We start from the raw sequence: 15,851 nt of genomic DNA, 5'->3' as shown, positions 1-15,851 counted from the left end.
TCAGCCCCAACCTAATTCGTGTAGTCGATCGTCATCGATGCCGAAATGGTGTGCGATCTCGTGGATTACGGTGATCGCGACCTCCTCGACCACGTCGGCCTCCGTGTCACACATGTCGAGCAGCGGTTCGCGATAGATCGTGACGGTGTCGGGAAGGGATCCGGCGTAACTGGAATCACGCTCGGTCAGCGCGATGCCTTCGTAGAGGCCCAGTAGATCCGGGTCGTCGGGGTGGTGATCCTCGACCAAGATCACGACGTTGTCGATCGCCTTGGCCAGTCCGGGCGGAATCAGATCCAGTGCGTCACCGACCAATTCCTCGAACCGTGCCGGGTCCATCCGGACGGGCACTAGGCCGGCGGTGGGACGGGGACGTCGGCGGGTCCGGGCGGCGGGCCGGCGGGTGCCGCCGGAGCCGGAGGGCCGTCCATGGGCGGCGCGTCGGCGGGCGGCGGCGGTGCGGCGGGCACCAGTTCACCGTTGACCACGTTGCCGTCGGCAGGCGGCGGTACGGCCGCGGCGGTGGTGGGTGCTGCGGTCGAGCTCGGAGCCTGCGTCTGGGTCGCCGTCGACTGTTGCGGCAGGTGCTGGGTCTGGGTCGACTGGGTGGACTGGCTGCTGCTATCGGAGGCCGACGGCGAATAGGTGGTCGTCGGGACGTCGGGCAACAACGGGATCGACGGGAGGTTCAGCCGTTCGGACGGAATGTCCGGCGGCGGGATCGGCGGCATGCCGTTGATCAGCAGCGCGCCCTTGGCGGGGTTGATGAGCGTGGCCCAGCCGCCGTTGCCCAGGGTGGCGCCGATGCTGCACGCCACCTGATGGCTGCCGGCCGTCCAGCTGGGCAGCGAGATCGTGCTGTAGATCAGCGTCAGGGTGGTCGAGCGCAACTGCACCGGGGCCAGGTAGGCGTCGGTCATCCGGGTGCACGCGTCCTTGATGAAGGCGTCCTGGTCGGCGTCCGACGGCAACGCGGCGGAGAACTTCTCCGCGAGGTTCACCGCACCGGTGACCTCCATGGCATGCGGGGCTCCGCAGTCGACGGGAATGTCGGTGGGCTGGTTGGTGGGCGGATCGATGCCGAGGCAGGTGCCCGCGGGCCAGACCTTGGACTGGTCGACCTCGGCCACCCGGCCCTTGAAGGCGATCTGCTGATTGTCGGTTCCCGGCAGTTGCAGCCCGCACAGCATGCGCCGCTCGCCGTCCTGCTTCCAGGCCTTGTCGCCTGACCACAGCATGCTGATCGAGAACTTGCTGTTCGGATCGAACTTGTCGCCCAGGTAGCGCTCGACGGCCGGCTGGCACTGCTCGAGGCTGATCTGCTGGATGCGGGCGGCGCTCGGGGGCGCGGCGTTGGGGCCGTATTCGGTCCCCGGATAGGTGCGCATGTCGACGGATTCGGCCACCTCGAACTTGTGGTCGCCCTTGCAGTCGACGATGGTGGCCGCGTCGGGGTTCTTGTCCCAGGTCAAACAGCTGCCGGACTTGGCGTTGGCGAACGCCGCCGTGCCCTTGGCACCCGACAGCGGGTTGGACCCGGCGTAGCCGGCCAGCCGGTTGTTGTAGCCGATCGGCAGCGCGGTGACGACACCCGCGATCAGCAGTCCGCCGAGCGCAGTCAGCAGTAGGGCCCGTCGGGTCGACGTGGCCTGGAAGGTGCCGAGGAACGTTCGCCGTGATGTGCCCGGTTCGGGCTGGTCAGGCGTTACGTCGTCGCGCTCGGATAACTGCAGCATCGCCCTCCATTGTGGCAGGCGCGGCGAGGCGTGTGACAAGTGATGCAGTTGTAATGTTATGGGGTTGTGCTGTGCCGTCGGCCGGAGGGGCCGACGCATGGCTGAGGCCAACTAGCTAGGGTTCAGGGCGTGATCGACCTGAAACTGCTGCGCGACGACCCCGATGCGGTACGGCGATCCCAGCTCAGCCGTGGTGAGGACCCGGGCCTCGTCGACGCCTTGCTGGACGCCGACACCGCGCGCCGGGCGGCGATATCGAGAGCCGATTCACTGCGCGCGGAGCAGAAGGCCGCCAGCAAGAAGGTCGGTTCGGCATCCCCTGACGATCGGCCCGCTCTGCTCGAGCGCGCCAAAGAGCTTGCTGCGCAGGTGAAATCGGCCGAGGCTGAGCAGGCTCAAGCCGAAGCGGCGATGACGGCCGCGCACATGGGCATTCAGAACGTCATCATCTCCGGCGTTCCGGCTGGTGGTGAGGACGATTTCGTCGTGCTCGACGTGGTGGGCCAGCCTCGCGAGATCGAGAACCCGAAGGACCATCTCGAACTCGGTGAGTCATTGGGACTCATCGACATGGAGCGCGGCGCCAAGGTGTCCGGATCGCGGTTCTACTTCCTGACCGGCCGCGGTGCGCTGCTCCAACTCGGACTGCTCCAGCTGGCGGTGCGGGTGGCGACCGAGAATGGCTTCACGCTGATGATCCCGCCGGTGCTGGTGCGACCCGAAGTGATGGCGGGGACCGGGTTCCTCGGCGCCCACGCCGACGAGATCTACCACCTCGCGGACGACGACCTCTATCTCGTCGGCACCTCGGAGGTGCCGCTGGCGGGCTATCACTCCGACGAGATCCTCGACCTCTCGGGCGGTCCGCTGCGCTACGCCGGGTGGTCGTCCTGCTTCCGGCGCGAGGCCGGCAGTTACGGCAAGGACACCCGCGGCATCATCCGGGTGCACCAGTTCGACAAGGTGGAGGGCTTCGTCTACTGCCGTCCTGAGGACGCCGAGGCCGAACACCAGCGGCTGTTGGGCTGGCAGCGCCAGATGCTGGAGCTCATCGACGTGCCCTACCGGGTGATCGACGTGGCCGCCGGTGACCTCGGTTCGTCGGCGGCACGCAAATTCGACTGCGAGGCCTGGGTTCCCACCCAGCAGGCCTACCGCGAGCTGACCTCGACGTCGAACTGCACGACGTTCCAGGCCCGCCGGCTGGCCACCCGATACCGCGACGAGAACGGCAAGCCGCAGACCGCGGCGACGCTCAACGGGACGCTGGCCACAACGCGGTGGCTGGTCGCGATCCTGGAGAACCATCAGCAGCCGGACGGCAGCGTGCGTGTTCCCGCCGCCTTGGTGCCTTACGTTGGGACGGAGGTCCTGCAACCGTGATCGAACTCGACCTCGATGAGGTGCGCGGCTGGTTCGGGTTCGGCGTGGCCGGGAATTTCGCCGGCCACCTCGAACAAGCCGGTGAGGCAGTCGATTTCGTCAATGTCGCCAGCGAGGGCGCTGCCCCCAAGGGAATCTTCCCGTGGTACGCGCCCGGGCATGACAGCTTCCTGGGTGAGTTCCCGCTGTCCCACGACGCGTTGATTGTGCCCAAGACGACGGAAGCCGACGGGCCACTCAATTTGCAGATCGAGCCCGAGGTCGGGTTGGCCTGTGACGTGGTGTGGGAGGGCGACACCGTGGTCACGCTGCGGCCGTTCGCGCTCGGCGCGTTCAACGACTGCTCGATCCGCCGGCCCAACGCAGCCAAGATCAGCCACAAGAAGAACTGGGGACCGGCGTCCAAAGGCGTTGCGCACCAGTTCTTCGACATCAGCGACCTCACTCCGGACGGCCCGACCGCGACGCTGCGGCTGCTGTGCCATCTACGGACCGCCGACGGCGTGCATCACGAGTACGGAGTGGACAGCCCACTGCTGGGCTACTCGTACTACGGCGAGGTGCTGCTGGACTGGATCGTCGAACGACTGGCGAACCAAAAGGGCTCTCCCGATACACCTTTGGAGGATGTCGGCGCGCTGATGGTCGCGTCCGGGCGGCCGGAGCGGGTACTCATCGGCATCGGTGCGACGCGGTACACCAAGCTGGGGGAGTCGACCTACCTACAGCCCGGTGATGAGGCCATCGTGCGGGTGTACGACACCGAGAGCGACGCGGCATCCGAACTGCGCCAATTGGTCTGGGAGCCCTAGGCCTAACCCAGCAGCTCGTCCAGCACCCGCAGAAACTCGCGCGGCTTCACCGGAGTGAACGCCGGACTCGGATGGGTCCCGGGGACATCAAGCGTCACCAGCGTGGATTTCACCGGGCGGTAGATGTCCAGCGGCAGCCAGCGGCGCAGATCCGAACTGCCCCAGAGCCGGAAGCGCTGCATCCAGAAACCCAGCGGCTCAGCCTTGTATCCGCGGATAGACTGCAGGGGAATCACTTTCGCGGTACCCGAAGGAAAGTGGTAGCGCCGCAACGTCAGAGCATACCGGTCCAGTTGCACCAGGCCGTCGTCGTAATGCTGTTGCGGCGGTGCGCTCATTGGCGGGAACACCGCAGCTCGTGGCCTTTGGTGGTCAGGCACCGACCGGTCTCCAGATTCCACTGCCAGCCGTGCAGGTTGCACGTCAACGTCGAGCCCTCCACCACACCGAATTTCGACAGGTCGGCCTTCAGATGCGGGCAGCGGCGCTGCATCGTGTACCCGCCGAGCTCCACGTCACTGCTGTCGTCGTGGGTCTCGGCGAACCAGCCGTCGGCGTAGGCGATCCGCTCATCGGTCAGGCACTTGAAGAAGGTGTACAGATACTCGTTGTAACCGCCCACCCGCCACGCACGGAACCGGGTGGACAGGAAGATCGTGTTCACCCAGTCCGGCTCGTCGTCACGCAGCACGGTCCGCACCAGTTCCGGGGCGATCTCGAAGCCGTACCGGAACTTCTCGTCGGCAATCGGCTCGCGCACAACGCGTTTCGGAAAGTCCACCACGATGGTCTCCGGCCCGACCCGCAGCTCCACCGCATACCCGATGCCGTCGCAGATCTGGTCGCTCTGCAGCATGATCGGTTCGAACTTCGCACGCAGTGGCTCCAGCAGCGATTCGCCGGTCGCCGGCGCCCATCGCGCCTTCTCGGCGGCCAGCACCGGTGCCATCCGTTCGGCGTAGTCGGCGATGTAGTCGGCCTTGCCGGTGGTGAAGATCGCCTCCACCTCGGCGGTGGGTAACGGGTGTTCGAGCGAATTCAGTTCCCGCCCAGTGAAATCGGCCACCGACCCGGGGATCATCAGCAGGCCGCCGTCGTTGCCGTTGCGCCGCATCTGGTCCAGGAACACCATCTGGTCCGGGAAGATGTTGGCCGGGTCGCCGTGGTCGTCGTTCAGGTCGCGCAATTCGGGATCCAGGAAGCACGGCGGGCCGGCCGACGGGATCACCCAGGTGGCACCGACATCGGCGATGAACTGCCGGCAGCGGTCCATGCCACGCTGACGCTTCTGGGTGCCGAACGACTGCTTCGCGCGCTCCGGCATGTCGTAGACCATCGGGTACCAGATCGCGCCCGAGTACTGCAGCATGTGCACGTCGATATGCCCGAACGCATCGGCCAGCAGGTCCACCGCCAGCGGCCGGGAATCGTTCATGTTGAACACCGTGGTGGTGCCGTCTGAGACGACCAGCCCGGAGTCGCCGATCGGGCCGTCGGCCGGGGCGCGCAGTGCCACGATCATCACGTCCAAGTCGCCCTTGGGCCCGCTGACCCGATGCTTGACGGAGTCGGTGGTCTCGAAGAAACGGTGGAAGCCCAGCGCCTCGAGCTCGCGCTTGAGGTCGGGTACCGGGAAGTCCGGCAGCAGGACGACGGCGTCCTTGTTGACGTACTCGGCGAGCAGCGCGGGGTCGAAATGGTCTTTGTGCAGGTGCGAGACGTAGAGGTAGTCGCAGGCGCCCAGCGCGGCCCAGTCCAGGGCGCTGTTGTCCGGGAAGACGAACCACGAACCGAAATACGCGGGGTTCAGCCAGGGGTCGCACAGGATGCTTCCTGCCTGGGTGTCGATCCGAAAACCCGCGTGACCGATGCTGGTGACCTGCACAAATCCCCATTTCCGTGGTAACTGCACCAGCCACGAGCTTAGCGGCCAACGGTTCGCGAGCTAGGCTGACCGCTGTGGAACCGGTATACGGAACGGTCATTCAGCTCGCGCGCCTGGTGTGGCGGGCGCAGGGCTTGAAGTTCACCGTCACCGGCGTCGAGAACCTGCCCCTGACGGGTGGTGCTGTCGTGGCCATCAACCACACCAGCTATTTCGACTTCACTTTCGCCGGACTACCCACCTACCTGCAGGGCCGCGGCCGCAAGGTGCGGTTCATGGCCAAGCAAGAGGTCTTCGACGCCAAGGTCACCGGTCCGATCATGCGCAGCCTGCGTCACATCCCGGTGGACCGGGCCAGTGGCGCCGCCTCCTTCGACGCGGCCTGCCTGGCGCTGAAGGCCGGTGAACTCGTCGGCGTCTATCCCGAAGCGACCATCAGCCGCAGCTTCGAGCTCAAGGAATTCAAGTCCGGTGCGGCGCGCATGGCGATCGCCGCCGACGTTCCGATCATTCCGCACATCGTGTGGGGCGCTCAGCGCATCTGGACCAAGGGCCGTCCGCGCAAGATGTGGCGTCCCAAGGTGCCGATCGCGATCGCGGTCGGTGAGCCCATCCAGCCGACGCTGCCGCCCAATGAGCTGACGGCGCTGCTGCACTCGCGTATGCAACATCTGCTCGAGCAGGTGCAAGACAGCTACGGCCCGCATCCTGCGGGCGAATTCTGGGTGCCGCACCGGTTGGGTGGGGGTGCTCCGACGCTGGCCGAAGCATCTGCCATGGACGCGGCCGAGGCCGCCGAGAAAGCCGCCAAGCGGGCGCAGCGCCCTGACCCGCCGGGGTAGCCGCCATGGAACCCGTTTTTCGCTCCCTGGAGATCCTCGCCTCGATGGCGGTCCGGGCAGCGGGGACAAGGATCACCTTCGAGGGTCTCGACAACATCCCCGCCCGCGGTGGTGCCGTGCTTGCCATCAACCACACCGGGTATGTCGATTTCCTGCCGGCCGCGCTGGGTACCCGCCACCGCAGACGTCGTATCCGGTTCATGATCAAGGCCGAAATGCAGAATGTGCGCACCGTGAATTTTCTGATCAAGCACACCGGGACCATCCCGGTGAACCGGCAGGCGGGCGCCGATGCCTACGCCGAAGCGGTGCGAACACTGAAGGCGGGCGAGCTCGTGGGGGTCTATCCCGAGGCCACGATCAGCCGGGCTTTCGTCCTGAAGGATTTCAAGAGCGGTGCCGCGCGAATGGCCCTGGAGGCACAAGTCCCCATCATCCCCTGCATCGTCTGGGGGGCTCACCGGGTGTGGACCAAGGACCATCCAAAACGCCTGGGACGCAACAAGATTCCGTTCACCGTCCGATACGGCAGAGCGCTGCCGCCGGTGGGCACCGCCCGCGAGTTGGAGGCTGCGCTCAGAGAGCAGATGAGCACGATTCTGCGTGAGGTCCAGCTGGCGTATCCGCACCCGGAAGGTGAATATTGGGTGCCGGCAGAGCTCGGAGGCGGGGCGCCGACTCTCGACGAAGCCAAGAGGCGCGACGAGGCCGAGTTGGCCCGACGTGCACGCCGCTCGACGGAACGCCACTGATGCTGCCCGCGATGATCGCCACCGATGTGGATGGCACGCTCCTCGATGAAGACGAGCACGTCACGCCACGCACCCGCGCCGCGGTGCAGGCGGCCGTGGCCTCGGGAGTCCAGTTCGTGTTGGCGACCGGCCGCCCGCCCCCCGCTGGGTGCCACCTGTCGTCGAGGAATTGGGATTCGCCCCGATGGCGGTGTGTGCCAACGGTGCCGTCATCTACGACTCCGATCAGGATCGCATCATCTCCGCGCGCACCTTGTCGGTCGAGATCCTCGCCGAACTCGCCGACATCGCCACCCGGGTGATCCCGGGTGTGGGCTTGGCCGTCGAGCGGGTCGGTGTCAGCGCGCACGACTCGGCCACGCCGCAGTTCGTCAGCTCACCCGGTTACGAGCACGCCTGGCTCAACCCCGACAACACCGAAGTCGCGATCGAGGATCTCCTCAGCGCGCCCGCGGTGAAGCTGCTGATCCGCAAGGCCGGCGCGCTCAGCGCGGACATGGCCGTCGAGCTCGCGAAACACATTGGGCTCCAGGGTGATATCACCTACTCGACCAATAACGGCTTGATCGAGATCAACCCGCGCGGGACCAGCAAGGCGACCGGGGTCGAACACATCGCCAGGCCACTCGGGATCGCCGCCGAAGATGTGGTCGCCTTCGGCGACATGCCCAACGACATCCCGATGCTGCGCTGGGCCGGCCTGGGTGTCGCGATGGGCAACGCCCACCCGGAGGCTGTCGCGGCCGCCAATGAGGTGACAGCGACGAACGCCGACGACGGCCTGGCCCGCGTCCTCGAACGCTGGTGGCTCTAGACCTAGGCGATCGGGTTGGTGATGCGGCTGAACCGCTCCAGCTGCACCGGCGGCCCGTCGGCGGGCGGCGGCGGCATCACCAGCGTCAGCCCGTCGACCACCCGCAGCACGTTGTGCGTCTGGCGGTCGAAGTTGAGGGTGCCGTGCTGGAAGTTCTGCACGATCCACTCGGGTTCCTGGATCTCACCGCTGGTCGGCAGGCCCAGTGCCCCACGCTCATAGCCCAGCGATGCCCAGGCCTCGTAGATCGCACCGGTCAGCGGCTGCGCATCGGTACTGGGCGACCAGTACACCGCGCCGTGTTCGAACGTCACGTACCGCGCATTGCCGTCGGCCGCGGCCTCCGGGGTCGTCGGCATCCCGAGCGGTGAGTCCTTGCCGCCCATGGCCTCCCACTTGGCCAGGATCGCGCCGCCGCGCAGCGAATCCATCAGGTCCGGTGGCCTGTTGAACCTCGAAGCGATGTCGCGGATCTGGTTGAGCGCCGCATAGCCGGCGTTGCCCGGGCATGCGGTGTTGCCGACGTCGCGGTGCGCGAAGATGGTCGGCAGCGTGGGCGTGGCACCGGCGGGGAAGAACGTGTAGTCGCCCCCGGCAGACCGAAGCATCGCGGTGCCCAGTGGATTGACGTGGTCCAGGCCCAGCCGCCAGCCGAGCAGCCTGCCGACCGTCCGGACCAGGATGTCGGTGGGCGGCACGTCCTCGAAGTCGCCGATCATCGATACACCCCACACGTCGGTGTTGAAACCGCCTGTGTGCGAGCCGAGTACGTCTTTGGTGATTCCGCCGGCGCGGCCCTCGAAGACCTGGCCGTACTTGTCGACCAACGCGTTGTAGGCGATGTCGCACCAGCCCAGGGTGCGGGTGTGATAGGCGTAGATCGAGCGGACGATCTCGGCCGAGTCTTCGGGCGCGTAGTCATTGCTGCCCGCGGTGTGGTGGACCACTGCCGCGCGAATCCCGTTGCCGTACGCGGCGTTACCGCAGCGGATGTGTTCGTCGGCACCCCATTGGGCGCGGCTGATGATGTTCGGCGGTTGGCCGGGGCCCAGTGCGGCCGTCGGCAGCTGCCACTGCGAGTCGACCGGCGCCTTGGGCGGCGGGGTGATCAACACCGCCGAGATGTTCTGCGCGAAAGGCTGTTCGGAGGTGGCGGGCACGTAGCCGAGTTCCTTGCCGGTCTCGGGTGGCGCGGTGGTGACCGGTGCGTTCGGCGGCCGGGTGACCGCGATCTGCACGGATGTGGTGGACCCGACGAACACCGGGTCGGTGCCGCGCGGGCCGCCGTGCTGGCTGTCGTCGGCGTTCGATTCCAGAGTCTCCGCGGTGTACCACGGGCCCCAGGTTCCGTCCGGGCGCTTGGCGCGCACCCGGGCCGACGTTCCGGTCAGGTCAGTCCCCGTGAGGGCCACCATCGAGAACGGCGTCGGCTGGCTGACCTCGCGCACGGTCACGCCGCCGCCGACGCCGGTCAGCGGTTGCTGGGACAGCACGGTGTCCGCTGCCTTCGGCCCGTCCTGGCGTTCGGATCCGGGCACGCCGGTGATCGCCCACGGCAGGATGACGACGGTCGCCGCGATCGCGGTGAACACGAGCGTCGGCGCAGGTCGGCGGGGCAGCACAAGGCGATGTTACGTATGTGCCCTCTGATACCACTGTTTCGACACGGGCCAGTGTGAAGAAAGTGATACTTGATGCCTGCAACGGCACCGCAGGGGCCTCTCCGGGTTCACTGCCCTAGCGGCCTGACCCACCCTGCGGTGCCGTTCCGACGCAGGTCTTTTCTTAACCGGCGGGGGCTGGGGCTGCCGCGGGAGCGGCAGCGGCGGCCGATGCGCCTTGCATGGCCTGGGTGATCGATGGCATGACCACACCCTTGAGCAGGTCGATCGCCTGGCCGACGCCGAGCTGGTTGGCGGCGCTGCTGAGATCGCTGATGATCCCGCCGGAGGCGGCCGGTGCGCTGGGCATGGCCAGCGAGGGATCGCCGAGGATCGGATAGGTCCCGTTCACCGGACCCAGCGGAGCACTGATCGGCTGCTCGCTGGGCAGGCCGAGGCCGGTCGCCGAGGGGCTGGTCAAGCCCGGTGTTGCCAGCGACGGGGTGGTGCCCAGCTGCGGAGTCGTCAGTGCCGGGTTGGTCAACCCGGGATCGGTCAACGACGTGGACGGCAGGGTGGCCCCGGGCGTGGTGAGGCTGGGTGTCGTGAGACCCGGGGTGGTGATGCTCGGCGTGGTCAGACCGGGCGTGGTCAGACCGGGCGTGGTCAGACCAGGCGTGGTCAGACCGGGCGTGGTCAGCCCTGGCGTGGTCAGACCGGGCGTCGTCAGACTGGGCGTCGTCAGACCGGGCGTGGTGAGCCCCGGCGTGGTCAGGCTCGGGGTGGTCAGCCCGGGTGCGGTCAGGCTCGGGGTGGTGAGCCCCGGCGCGGTCAAGCCCGGGGTGGTCAGCGTCGGGCCTGCCTGCGCCGGCTGCGCGCCGGCCGGGCTCAGACCCGTCGGCAGGGGCGGCAGGTTGATCCCGAACTGCGACAGACCCTGCTGCAGCGCGGACATCAACTCGTTGGGCAGGTCGGTCACCACTGCGGCGCGAACGAACTCGCGCTGCTCGGGCGCCTTCTGCGGGGCGGCGGTCAGTTCGACCACACCAATAGCGGCAATTGGACTTGCGACGGCCAATGCGGCGACTGCGCTCATGGCTGTCGAGAGCTTGCGTCGACGGCTGTTAGGCACGGAAGTCTCCTCAATATCTAGACAACGTTCGTGTCTGATCACTTCGTAGGGCTCGGAATTCGGCCGTGCGCCGGGTCCGAAGCCAACGTGATTGATGGTACGGCTGTGACTAGTGTGTCTAGAGTGACGATGCGGAATCGTGAGCCAATTGCGACCTTGGATCGTTACCGGCGCATGTGATTTACCGCCGGCGTCCGGGCTTGCGATGCGGGTCCCACCGCGCCGGTCCGATAACCTAGGCGCCGATGAGCAGTTCAGAATCCCCGGTCGCTTCGCCCCAGCCCGCCGGACAAGATTCCGGGGTGGCCCCAGGCTCCTTCGACCTCTTCGTCGTCGGCTCCGGCTTCTTCGGCCTGACCATCGCCGAGCGGGTGGCCAGCCAGCTGGGCAAGCGAGTCCTGGTCGTCGAACGCCGGTCGCACATCGGCGGCAACGCCTACTCAGAGCCGGAGCCGCAGACCGGCATCGAGATCCACCGCTACGGTGCCCACCTTTTCCACACCTCCAACCAGCGGGTGTGGGACTACGTGCGGCAGTTCACCGACTTCACCGGATATCAGCACAGGGTGTTCGCCATGCACGGCGGCCAGGCCTACCAGTTCCCGATGGGGCTGGGATTGGTGGCGCAGTTCTTCGGCAAGTACTTCAGCCCCGACGAGGCCCGCCGGCTGATCCAGGAGCAGGCCGCCGAGTTCAAGACCGAGGAGGCCGCCAACCTCGAGGAGAAGGCCATCTCGCTGATCGGCCGCCCCCTCTATGAGGCCTTCGTCAAGGGCTACACCGCCAAGCAATGGCAGACCGACCCCGCCGAACTCCCGGCAGCGGTCATCAGCCGCCTGCCGGTGCGCTACACGTTCGACAACCGCTACTTCAACGACACCTACGAGGGCCTGCCGGTCGACGGCTACACGAAGTGGCTGGAGAACATGGCCGTCGACGACCGAATCGAAGTCCGACTGGACACCGACTGGTTCGACGTCCGCGACGAACTGCGGGCCGCCAGCCCCGACGCTCCGGTGATCTACACCGGGCCACTCGACCGCTACTTCGACTACGCCGAGGGCCGGCTGGGCTGGCGCACCCTGGACTTCGAGCTCGAAGTGCTCCCGTGCGGGGACTTCCAAGGCACCCCGGTGATGAACTACAACGACCTCGAGGTGCCCTACACCCGCATCCACGAGTTCCGGCACTTCCACCCGGAGCGCGAGTACCCGACCGACAAGACGGTCATCATGCGGGAGTACTCCCGGTTCGCCGACGACGACGACGAGCCGTACTACCCGATCAACACCGAGTCCGACCGCGCACTGCTGGCCGCCTACCGCACCCGGGCCCGGGAGGAGACGTCCGCGAACAAGGTGCTCTTCGGTGGCAGGCTGGGCACCTACCAATACCTGGACATGCACATGGCGATCGCCAGCGCGCTGAATATGTACGACAACACCCTGGCGCCGCACCTGCGCGACGGGACTCCGCTGACCGAAAGCAGCACAGAATGAGCGAGATTCCGTCCGGCCCCATCGCGGCCGGTGAAACCAAGGCCGTCAGCCTGCTGTCGAGGGTGATCCTCCCGCGTCCCGGCGAACCGCTCGACGTCCGCAAGCTCTACATCGAAGAGTCCGACACCAACGCGCGCCGGGCACACGCGCCCACCCGCACCACCCTGGAGATCGGCGCGGAATCCGAGGTCTCGTTCGCGACCTACTTCAATGCGTTCCCGGCCAGTTACTGGCGGCGCTGGTCCACGCTCGACTCGGTGGTGCTGCGCGTCGAGATCACCGGTTCGGCCCGCGTCGACGTCTACCGGTCCAAGGCCACCGGCGCCCGAATCACCGTCGGCGGCACCGAGATCACCAGCCCGGATGCGACCACGCCGAAAGCCGCGGAATTCGAGATCGGCTTGGATCCTTTCGAAGACGGTGGCTGGGTCTGGTTCGACATCACCACCGACACCAAGACGACGGTGCACAGCGCCGGTTGGTACGCCCCGGCGCCCGCACCGGGCCGGGCCAGTGTCGTCGTGGGCATCCCGACCTTCAACCGGCCAGCGGACTGTGTCAACGCGCTGGCGGCGCTGACGTCGGATCCGTTGGTGGACAAGGTGATCACCGCCGTCATCGTGTCCGATCAAGGAACCCAGAAGGCGAAAGACCATCCCGGTTTCGACGCCGCCGCCGCGGCGCTGGGCTCGCGTCTGTCGATACACAACCAGCCCAATCTGGGCGGCTCGGGTGGTTACAGCCGGGTGATGTACGAGGCGCTGAAGAACACCGACTGCGAACAGATCCTGTTCATGGACGACGACATCCGCATCGAGCCCGACTCGATCCTGCGGGCCTTGGCGCTCAACCGATTTGCGAAGGTTCCGACCCTCGTCGGCGGCCAGATGCTCAACCTGCAGGAGCCCAGCCACCTGCACGTCATGGGTGAGATGGTCGACTCGGCGAACTTCATGTGGACGGGCGCGGTCAACACCGAGTACGACCACAACTTCGCCAAGTATCCGCTCAACGACGAAGAGGAATACCGCAGCCGGCTCCTGCACCGCCGGATCGACGTCGACTACAACGGCTGGTGGATGTGCATGATCCCGCGGCAGGTCGCCGAGGAGCTCGGTCAGCCGCTGCCGCTGTTCATCAAATGGGATGACGCGGACTACGGTCTGCGGGCCGGCGAGCACGGCTATCCCACCGTCACGCTGCCCGGCGCCGCGATCTGGCACATGGCGTGGAGCGACAAGGACGACGCCATCGACTGGCAGGCGTACTTCCACCTGCGCAACCGGCTGGTGGTGGCCGCTCTGCACTGGGATGGAAACGTCCGTGGCCTGATCGCCAGCCACATGAAGGCCACCCTCAAACACCTTCTGTGCCTTGAGTATTCGACTGTCGCGATCCAGAACAAGGCGATGGACGACTTCCTCGAGGGGCCCGAACACATCTTCTCGATCCTCGAGTCGGCATTGCCGGACGTCCGCCAGATGCGGTCGCAGTACCCCGATGCCGTCGTGCTGCCCAGCGCAACGGCGTTGCCCACGCCGTCGGACAAGCGCTGGCGCCGCAAGGTCAGCATCCCGACCAACCCGCTGTCGATCTCTGTGCGGCTCGCCCGCGGCGTGGCGCACCAGCTGAGGCCACACGATCCCGTGCATCACGAGCGCCCGCAGATCAACGTCGCGACCCAGGACGCCCGGTGGTTCTCGCTGTCCCGGGTCGACGGTGTCACCGTCACCACCGCCGATGGCCGCGGTGTGGTCTACCGCCAGCGGGACCGCGCGAAAATGTTTGCGCTGCTGCGTGCTTCGGCGCAGCGCCAGGTGCGACTGGCCCGCAAGTTCAACCGGATGCGCAAGGTCTACCGAGACGCGCTGCCGACGCTGTCGAGCAAGGAGAAGTGGGAAACGGTGTTGCTCGAGAGCTCCTCCAGCCATGGCTGACGTCGAGCCCGTCGCGCCGCCTGCGAGCGGTGAGGTCGCCGCGCTGGTCGCCATCCAATCCACGCTGGGAACCCCCCAGGTGATCGAGGTTGCCCGGGCGATGTCGCACTTCGGTGAACATGCCCAGGGCTGGGTCGCAGTGTCGGCGCTCGGTGCGTTGGCGATGCCGAAACGCCGCCGGGACTGGGTGCTGGTCGGCGCCGGTGCTGTGGCCGCGCATGCGGCCGCGATCGCGATCAAGCTGGTGGTTCGCCGTGCGCGCCCGAATCATCCCGCGGTCGCGATCAATGTCGGCACGCCCAGCGCGCTGAGCTTTCCCTCGGCGCACGCCACCTCCACGACTGCCGCGGCTATGCTGCTGAGCCGGGCCACCCGCTCACGGCTGCCGCTGGCAGTGGTGCCCGCGATGGCCCTGTCGCGGCTGGTGCTCGGCGTGCATTACCCGACTGACGTGCTCGCTGGGGCGGCGGTCGGCGCCGTTGTCGCGACGACGGCCGGCCGTGTCGCCGCACCGCAGAAGGAGAAGCGGAAATGAGCGCCCATGAGTGAGGGAGCGGCGAGGGTCGCCGGACCGCCGAGCAATCTGTTCACCGGGATCATCAAGGCCATCCGCCCTCGCCAGTGGGTCAAGAACCTGCTGGTGTTGCTCGCCCCGATCGCTGCGCTCGGCGGCAACGTGCAATACGACTACCGAGAGGTCGCGGTCAAGATCTTGATCGCGTTCGCCGCGTTCTCGCTGGCCGCCTCCTGTATCTACCTGGTGAACGACTCGCGCGACGTCGAGGCGGATCGTCAGCACCCCACCAAACGGTTCCGTCCGATCGCCGCGGGTGTGGTGCCCCCATCGCTGGCCTACGCGTTGGCGGTCGTGCTGGGCATCGCTGCGCTCGGGCTGTCACTGCTGGCCTCGGTGAATCTGCTCATCGTGATCGGTGTGTACATCGCCATGCAGCTCGCCTACTGCTTCGGGCTCAAACACCAGGCGGTGCTGGACATCTGCATCGTGTCCTCGGCATACCTGATCCGCGCCATCGCCGGCGGCGCAGCGGCGGGAATCCCGCTGTCGCAATGGTTCCTGTTGGTGATGACCTTCGGCTCGCTGTTCATGGTGGCCGGAAAGCGTTATGCCGAACTGCAACTCGCCGAACGCACCGGCGCCAAGATTCGCAAGTCGCTGGAGAGCTACACAGCCTCCTACCTCCGGTTCGTCTGGACGGTGGCGGCCACCGCGATGGTGGTCTGTTACAGCCTGTGGGCTTTCGAACGGGACGGCGCCAACGCGTCCTGGTACGCGGTCACGATCATTCCCATCACCATCGCGATCCTGCGGTACGCGGTCGACGTCGACGGCGGTATGGCCGGTGAACCCGAAGACATCGCGTTGAAGGATCGGGTGCTGCAGCTGCTGTTGCTGGCGTGGATCGGGACCATCGGTGCAGCGATCGCCTTCAGTTGAGC

14 protein-coding genes and 1 pseudogene are annotated in these 15,851 nt (G+C 66.9%); 9 read left to right on the top strand and 6 right to left on the bottom strand.

Annotation, left to right across the window (positions count from 1 at the left end):
- Positions 1–351, bottom strand: a complete 351-nt coding sequence (locus D3H54_RS28765) for a metallopeptidase family protein (RefSeq protein WP_149383077.1) — start codon at positions 349–351, stop codon at positions 1–3.
- On the bottom strand, positions 351–1,736 hold the full coding sequence (locus D3H54_RS28760) for a septum formation family protein (protein ID WP_149383076.1): 1,386 nt from the start codon (positions 1,734–1,736) through the stop codon (positions 351–353). The genes D3H54_RS28765 and D3H54_RS28760 overlap by 1 nt, the downstream gene beginning before the upstream one ends.
- 129 nt (positions 1,737–1,865) lie before the next feature.
- Between D3H54_RS28760 and serS the strand changes: the two genes are divergently transcribed.
- Positions 1,866–3,119: a serine--tRNA ligase gene (gene serS, locus D3H54_RS28755; protein ID WP_149383075.1), complete on the top strand. Its 1,254-nt coding sequence runs from the start codon at positions 1,866–1,868 to the stop codon at positions 3,117–3,119.
- The gene (locus D3H54_RS28750) at positions 3,116–3,931 is read left to right on the top strand and encodes a DUF5718 family protein (RefSeq protein ID WP_149383074.1); all 816 of its coding nucleotides are present in this window, start codon (positions 3,116–3,118) and stop codon (positions 3,929–3,931) included. The genes serS and D3H54_RS28750 overlap by 4 nt, the downstream gene beginning before the upstream one ends.
- Positions 3,932–3,933: 2 nt before the next feature.
- Here the strand turns inward: D3H54_RS28750 and D3H54_RS28745 are convergent, their stop codons facing one another.
- A complete protein-coding gene (locus D3H54_RS28745) occupies positions 3,934–4,269 on the bottom strand; it encodes a hypothetical protein (RefSeq protein WP_149383073.1) in 336 nt (111 codons plus the stop codon).
- Complete coding sequence (locus tag D3H54_RS28740) at positions 4,266–5,816, bottom strand: Rieske 2Fe-2S domain-containing protein (protein WP_149383810.1); 1,551 nt, start codon at positions 5,814–5,816, stop codon at positions 4,266–4,268. Before D3H54_RS28740 ends, D3H54_RS28745 begins: the two co-directional genes overlap by 4 nt.
- A gap of 74 nt (positions 5,817–5,890) precedes the next feature.
- Here D3H54_RS28740 and D3H54_RS28735 point away from each other — a divergent pair, with 74 nt between their 5' ends.
- The 3 genes and pseudogenes from D3H54_RS28735 to D3H54_RS28725 all read left to right on the top strand — a co-directional run bounded on the left by D3H54_RS28735 (position 5,891) and on the right by D3H54_RS28725 (position 8,224).
- The gene (locus D3H54_RS28735; RefSeq protein ID WP_149383072.1) at positions 5,891–6,658 is read left to right on the top strand and encodes a lysophospholipid acyltransferase family protein; all 768 of its coding nucleotides are present in this window, start codon (positions 5,891–5,893) and stop codon (positions 6,656–6,658) included.
- Between the two features lie 5 nt (positions 6,659–6,663).
- A complete protein-coding gene (locus D3H54_RS28730) occupies positions 6,664–7,410 on the top strand; it encodes a lysophospholipid acyltransferase family protein (RefSeq protein WP_149383071.1) in 747 nt (248 codons plus the stop codon).
- Positions 7,410–8,224, top strand: a pseudogene (locus D3H54_RS28725) (HAD family hydrolase). Before D3H54_RS28730 ends, D3H54_RS28725 begins: the two are co-directional and overlap by 1 nt.
- 2 nt (positions 8,225–8,226) lie before the next feature.
- Here D3H54_RS28725 and D3H54_RS28720 read toward each other — a convergent pair.
- Positions 8,227–9,846: an N-acetylmuramoyl-L-alanine amidase gene (locus D3H54_RS28720; RefSeq protein ID WP_149383070.1), complete on the bottom strand. Its 1,620-nt coding sequence runs from the start codon at positions 9,844–9,846 to the stop codon at positions 8,227–8,229.
- 163 nt (positions 9,847–10,009) lie between these two features.
- A complete protein-coding gene (locus tag D3H54_RS28715; protein ID WP_149383069.1) occupies positions 10,010–10,957 on the bottom strand; it encodes a hypothetical protein in 948 nt (315 codons plus the stop codon).
- Between the two features lie 245 nt (positions 10,958–11,202).
- Here D3H54_RS28715 and glf point away from each other — a divergent pair, with 245 nt between their 5' ends.
- From glf to D3H54_RS28695, 4 genes are read left to right on the top strand one after another with little or no spacing between them, the layout of a single operon-like run.
- Positions 11,203–12,456 (top strand): UDP-galactopyranose mutase, encoded by a 1,254-nt coding sequence (gene glf, locus D3H54_RS28710; RefSeq protein ID WP_286199035.1) that lies wholly within the window; start codon positions 11,203–11,205, stop codon positions 12,454–12,456.
- Positions 12,453–14,393, top strand: coding sequence for a glycosyltransferase (locus tag D3H54_RS28705; RefSeq protein WP_149383068.1), 1,941 nt, complete (start codon positions 12,453–12,455; stop codon positions 14,391–14,393). The genes glf and D3H54_RS28705 overlap by 4 nt, the downstream gene beginning before the upstream one ends.
- A complete protein-coding gene (locus tag D3H54_RS28700; RefSeq protein WP_149383067.1) occupies positions 14,386–14,928 on the top strand; it encodes a phosphatase PAP2 family protein in 543 nt (180 codons plus the stop codon). The genes D3H54_RS28705 and D3H54_RS28700 overlap by 8 nt, the downstream gene beginning before the upstream one ends.
- A gap of 6 nt (positions 14,929–14,934) precedes the next feature.
- Complete coding sequence (locus D3H54_RS28695) at positions 14,935–15,849, top strand: decaprenyl-phosphate phosphoribosyltransferase (RefSeq protein ID WP_149383066.1); 915 nt, start codon at positions 14,935–14,937, stop codon at positions 15,847–15,849.
- Positions 15,850–15,851: the final 2 nt, after the last annotated feature.

This window comes from Mycobacterium sp. ELW1, from assembly GCF_008329905.1.
GTDB lineage: Bacteria > Actinomycetota > Actinomycetes > Mycobacteriales > Mycobacteriaceae > Mycobacterium.
This window is presented reverse-complemented; position numbering and strand designations above follow the sequence as displayed.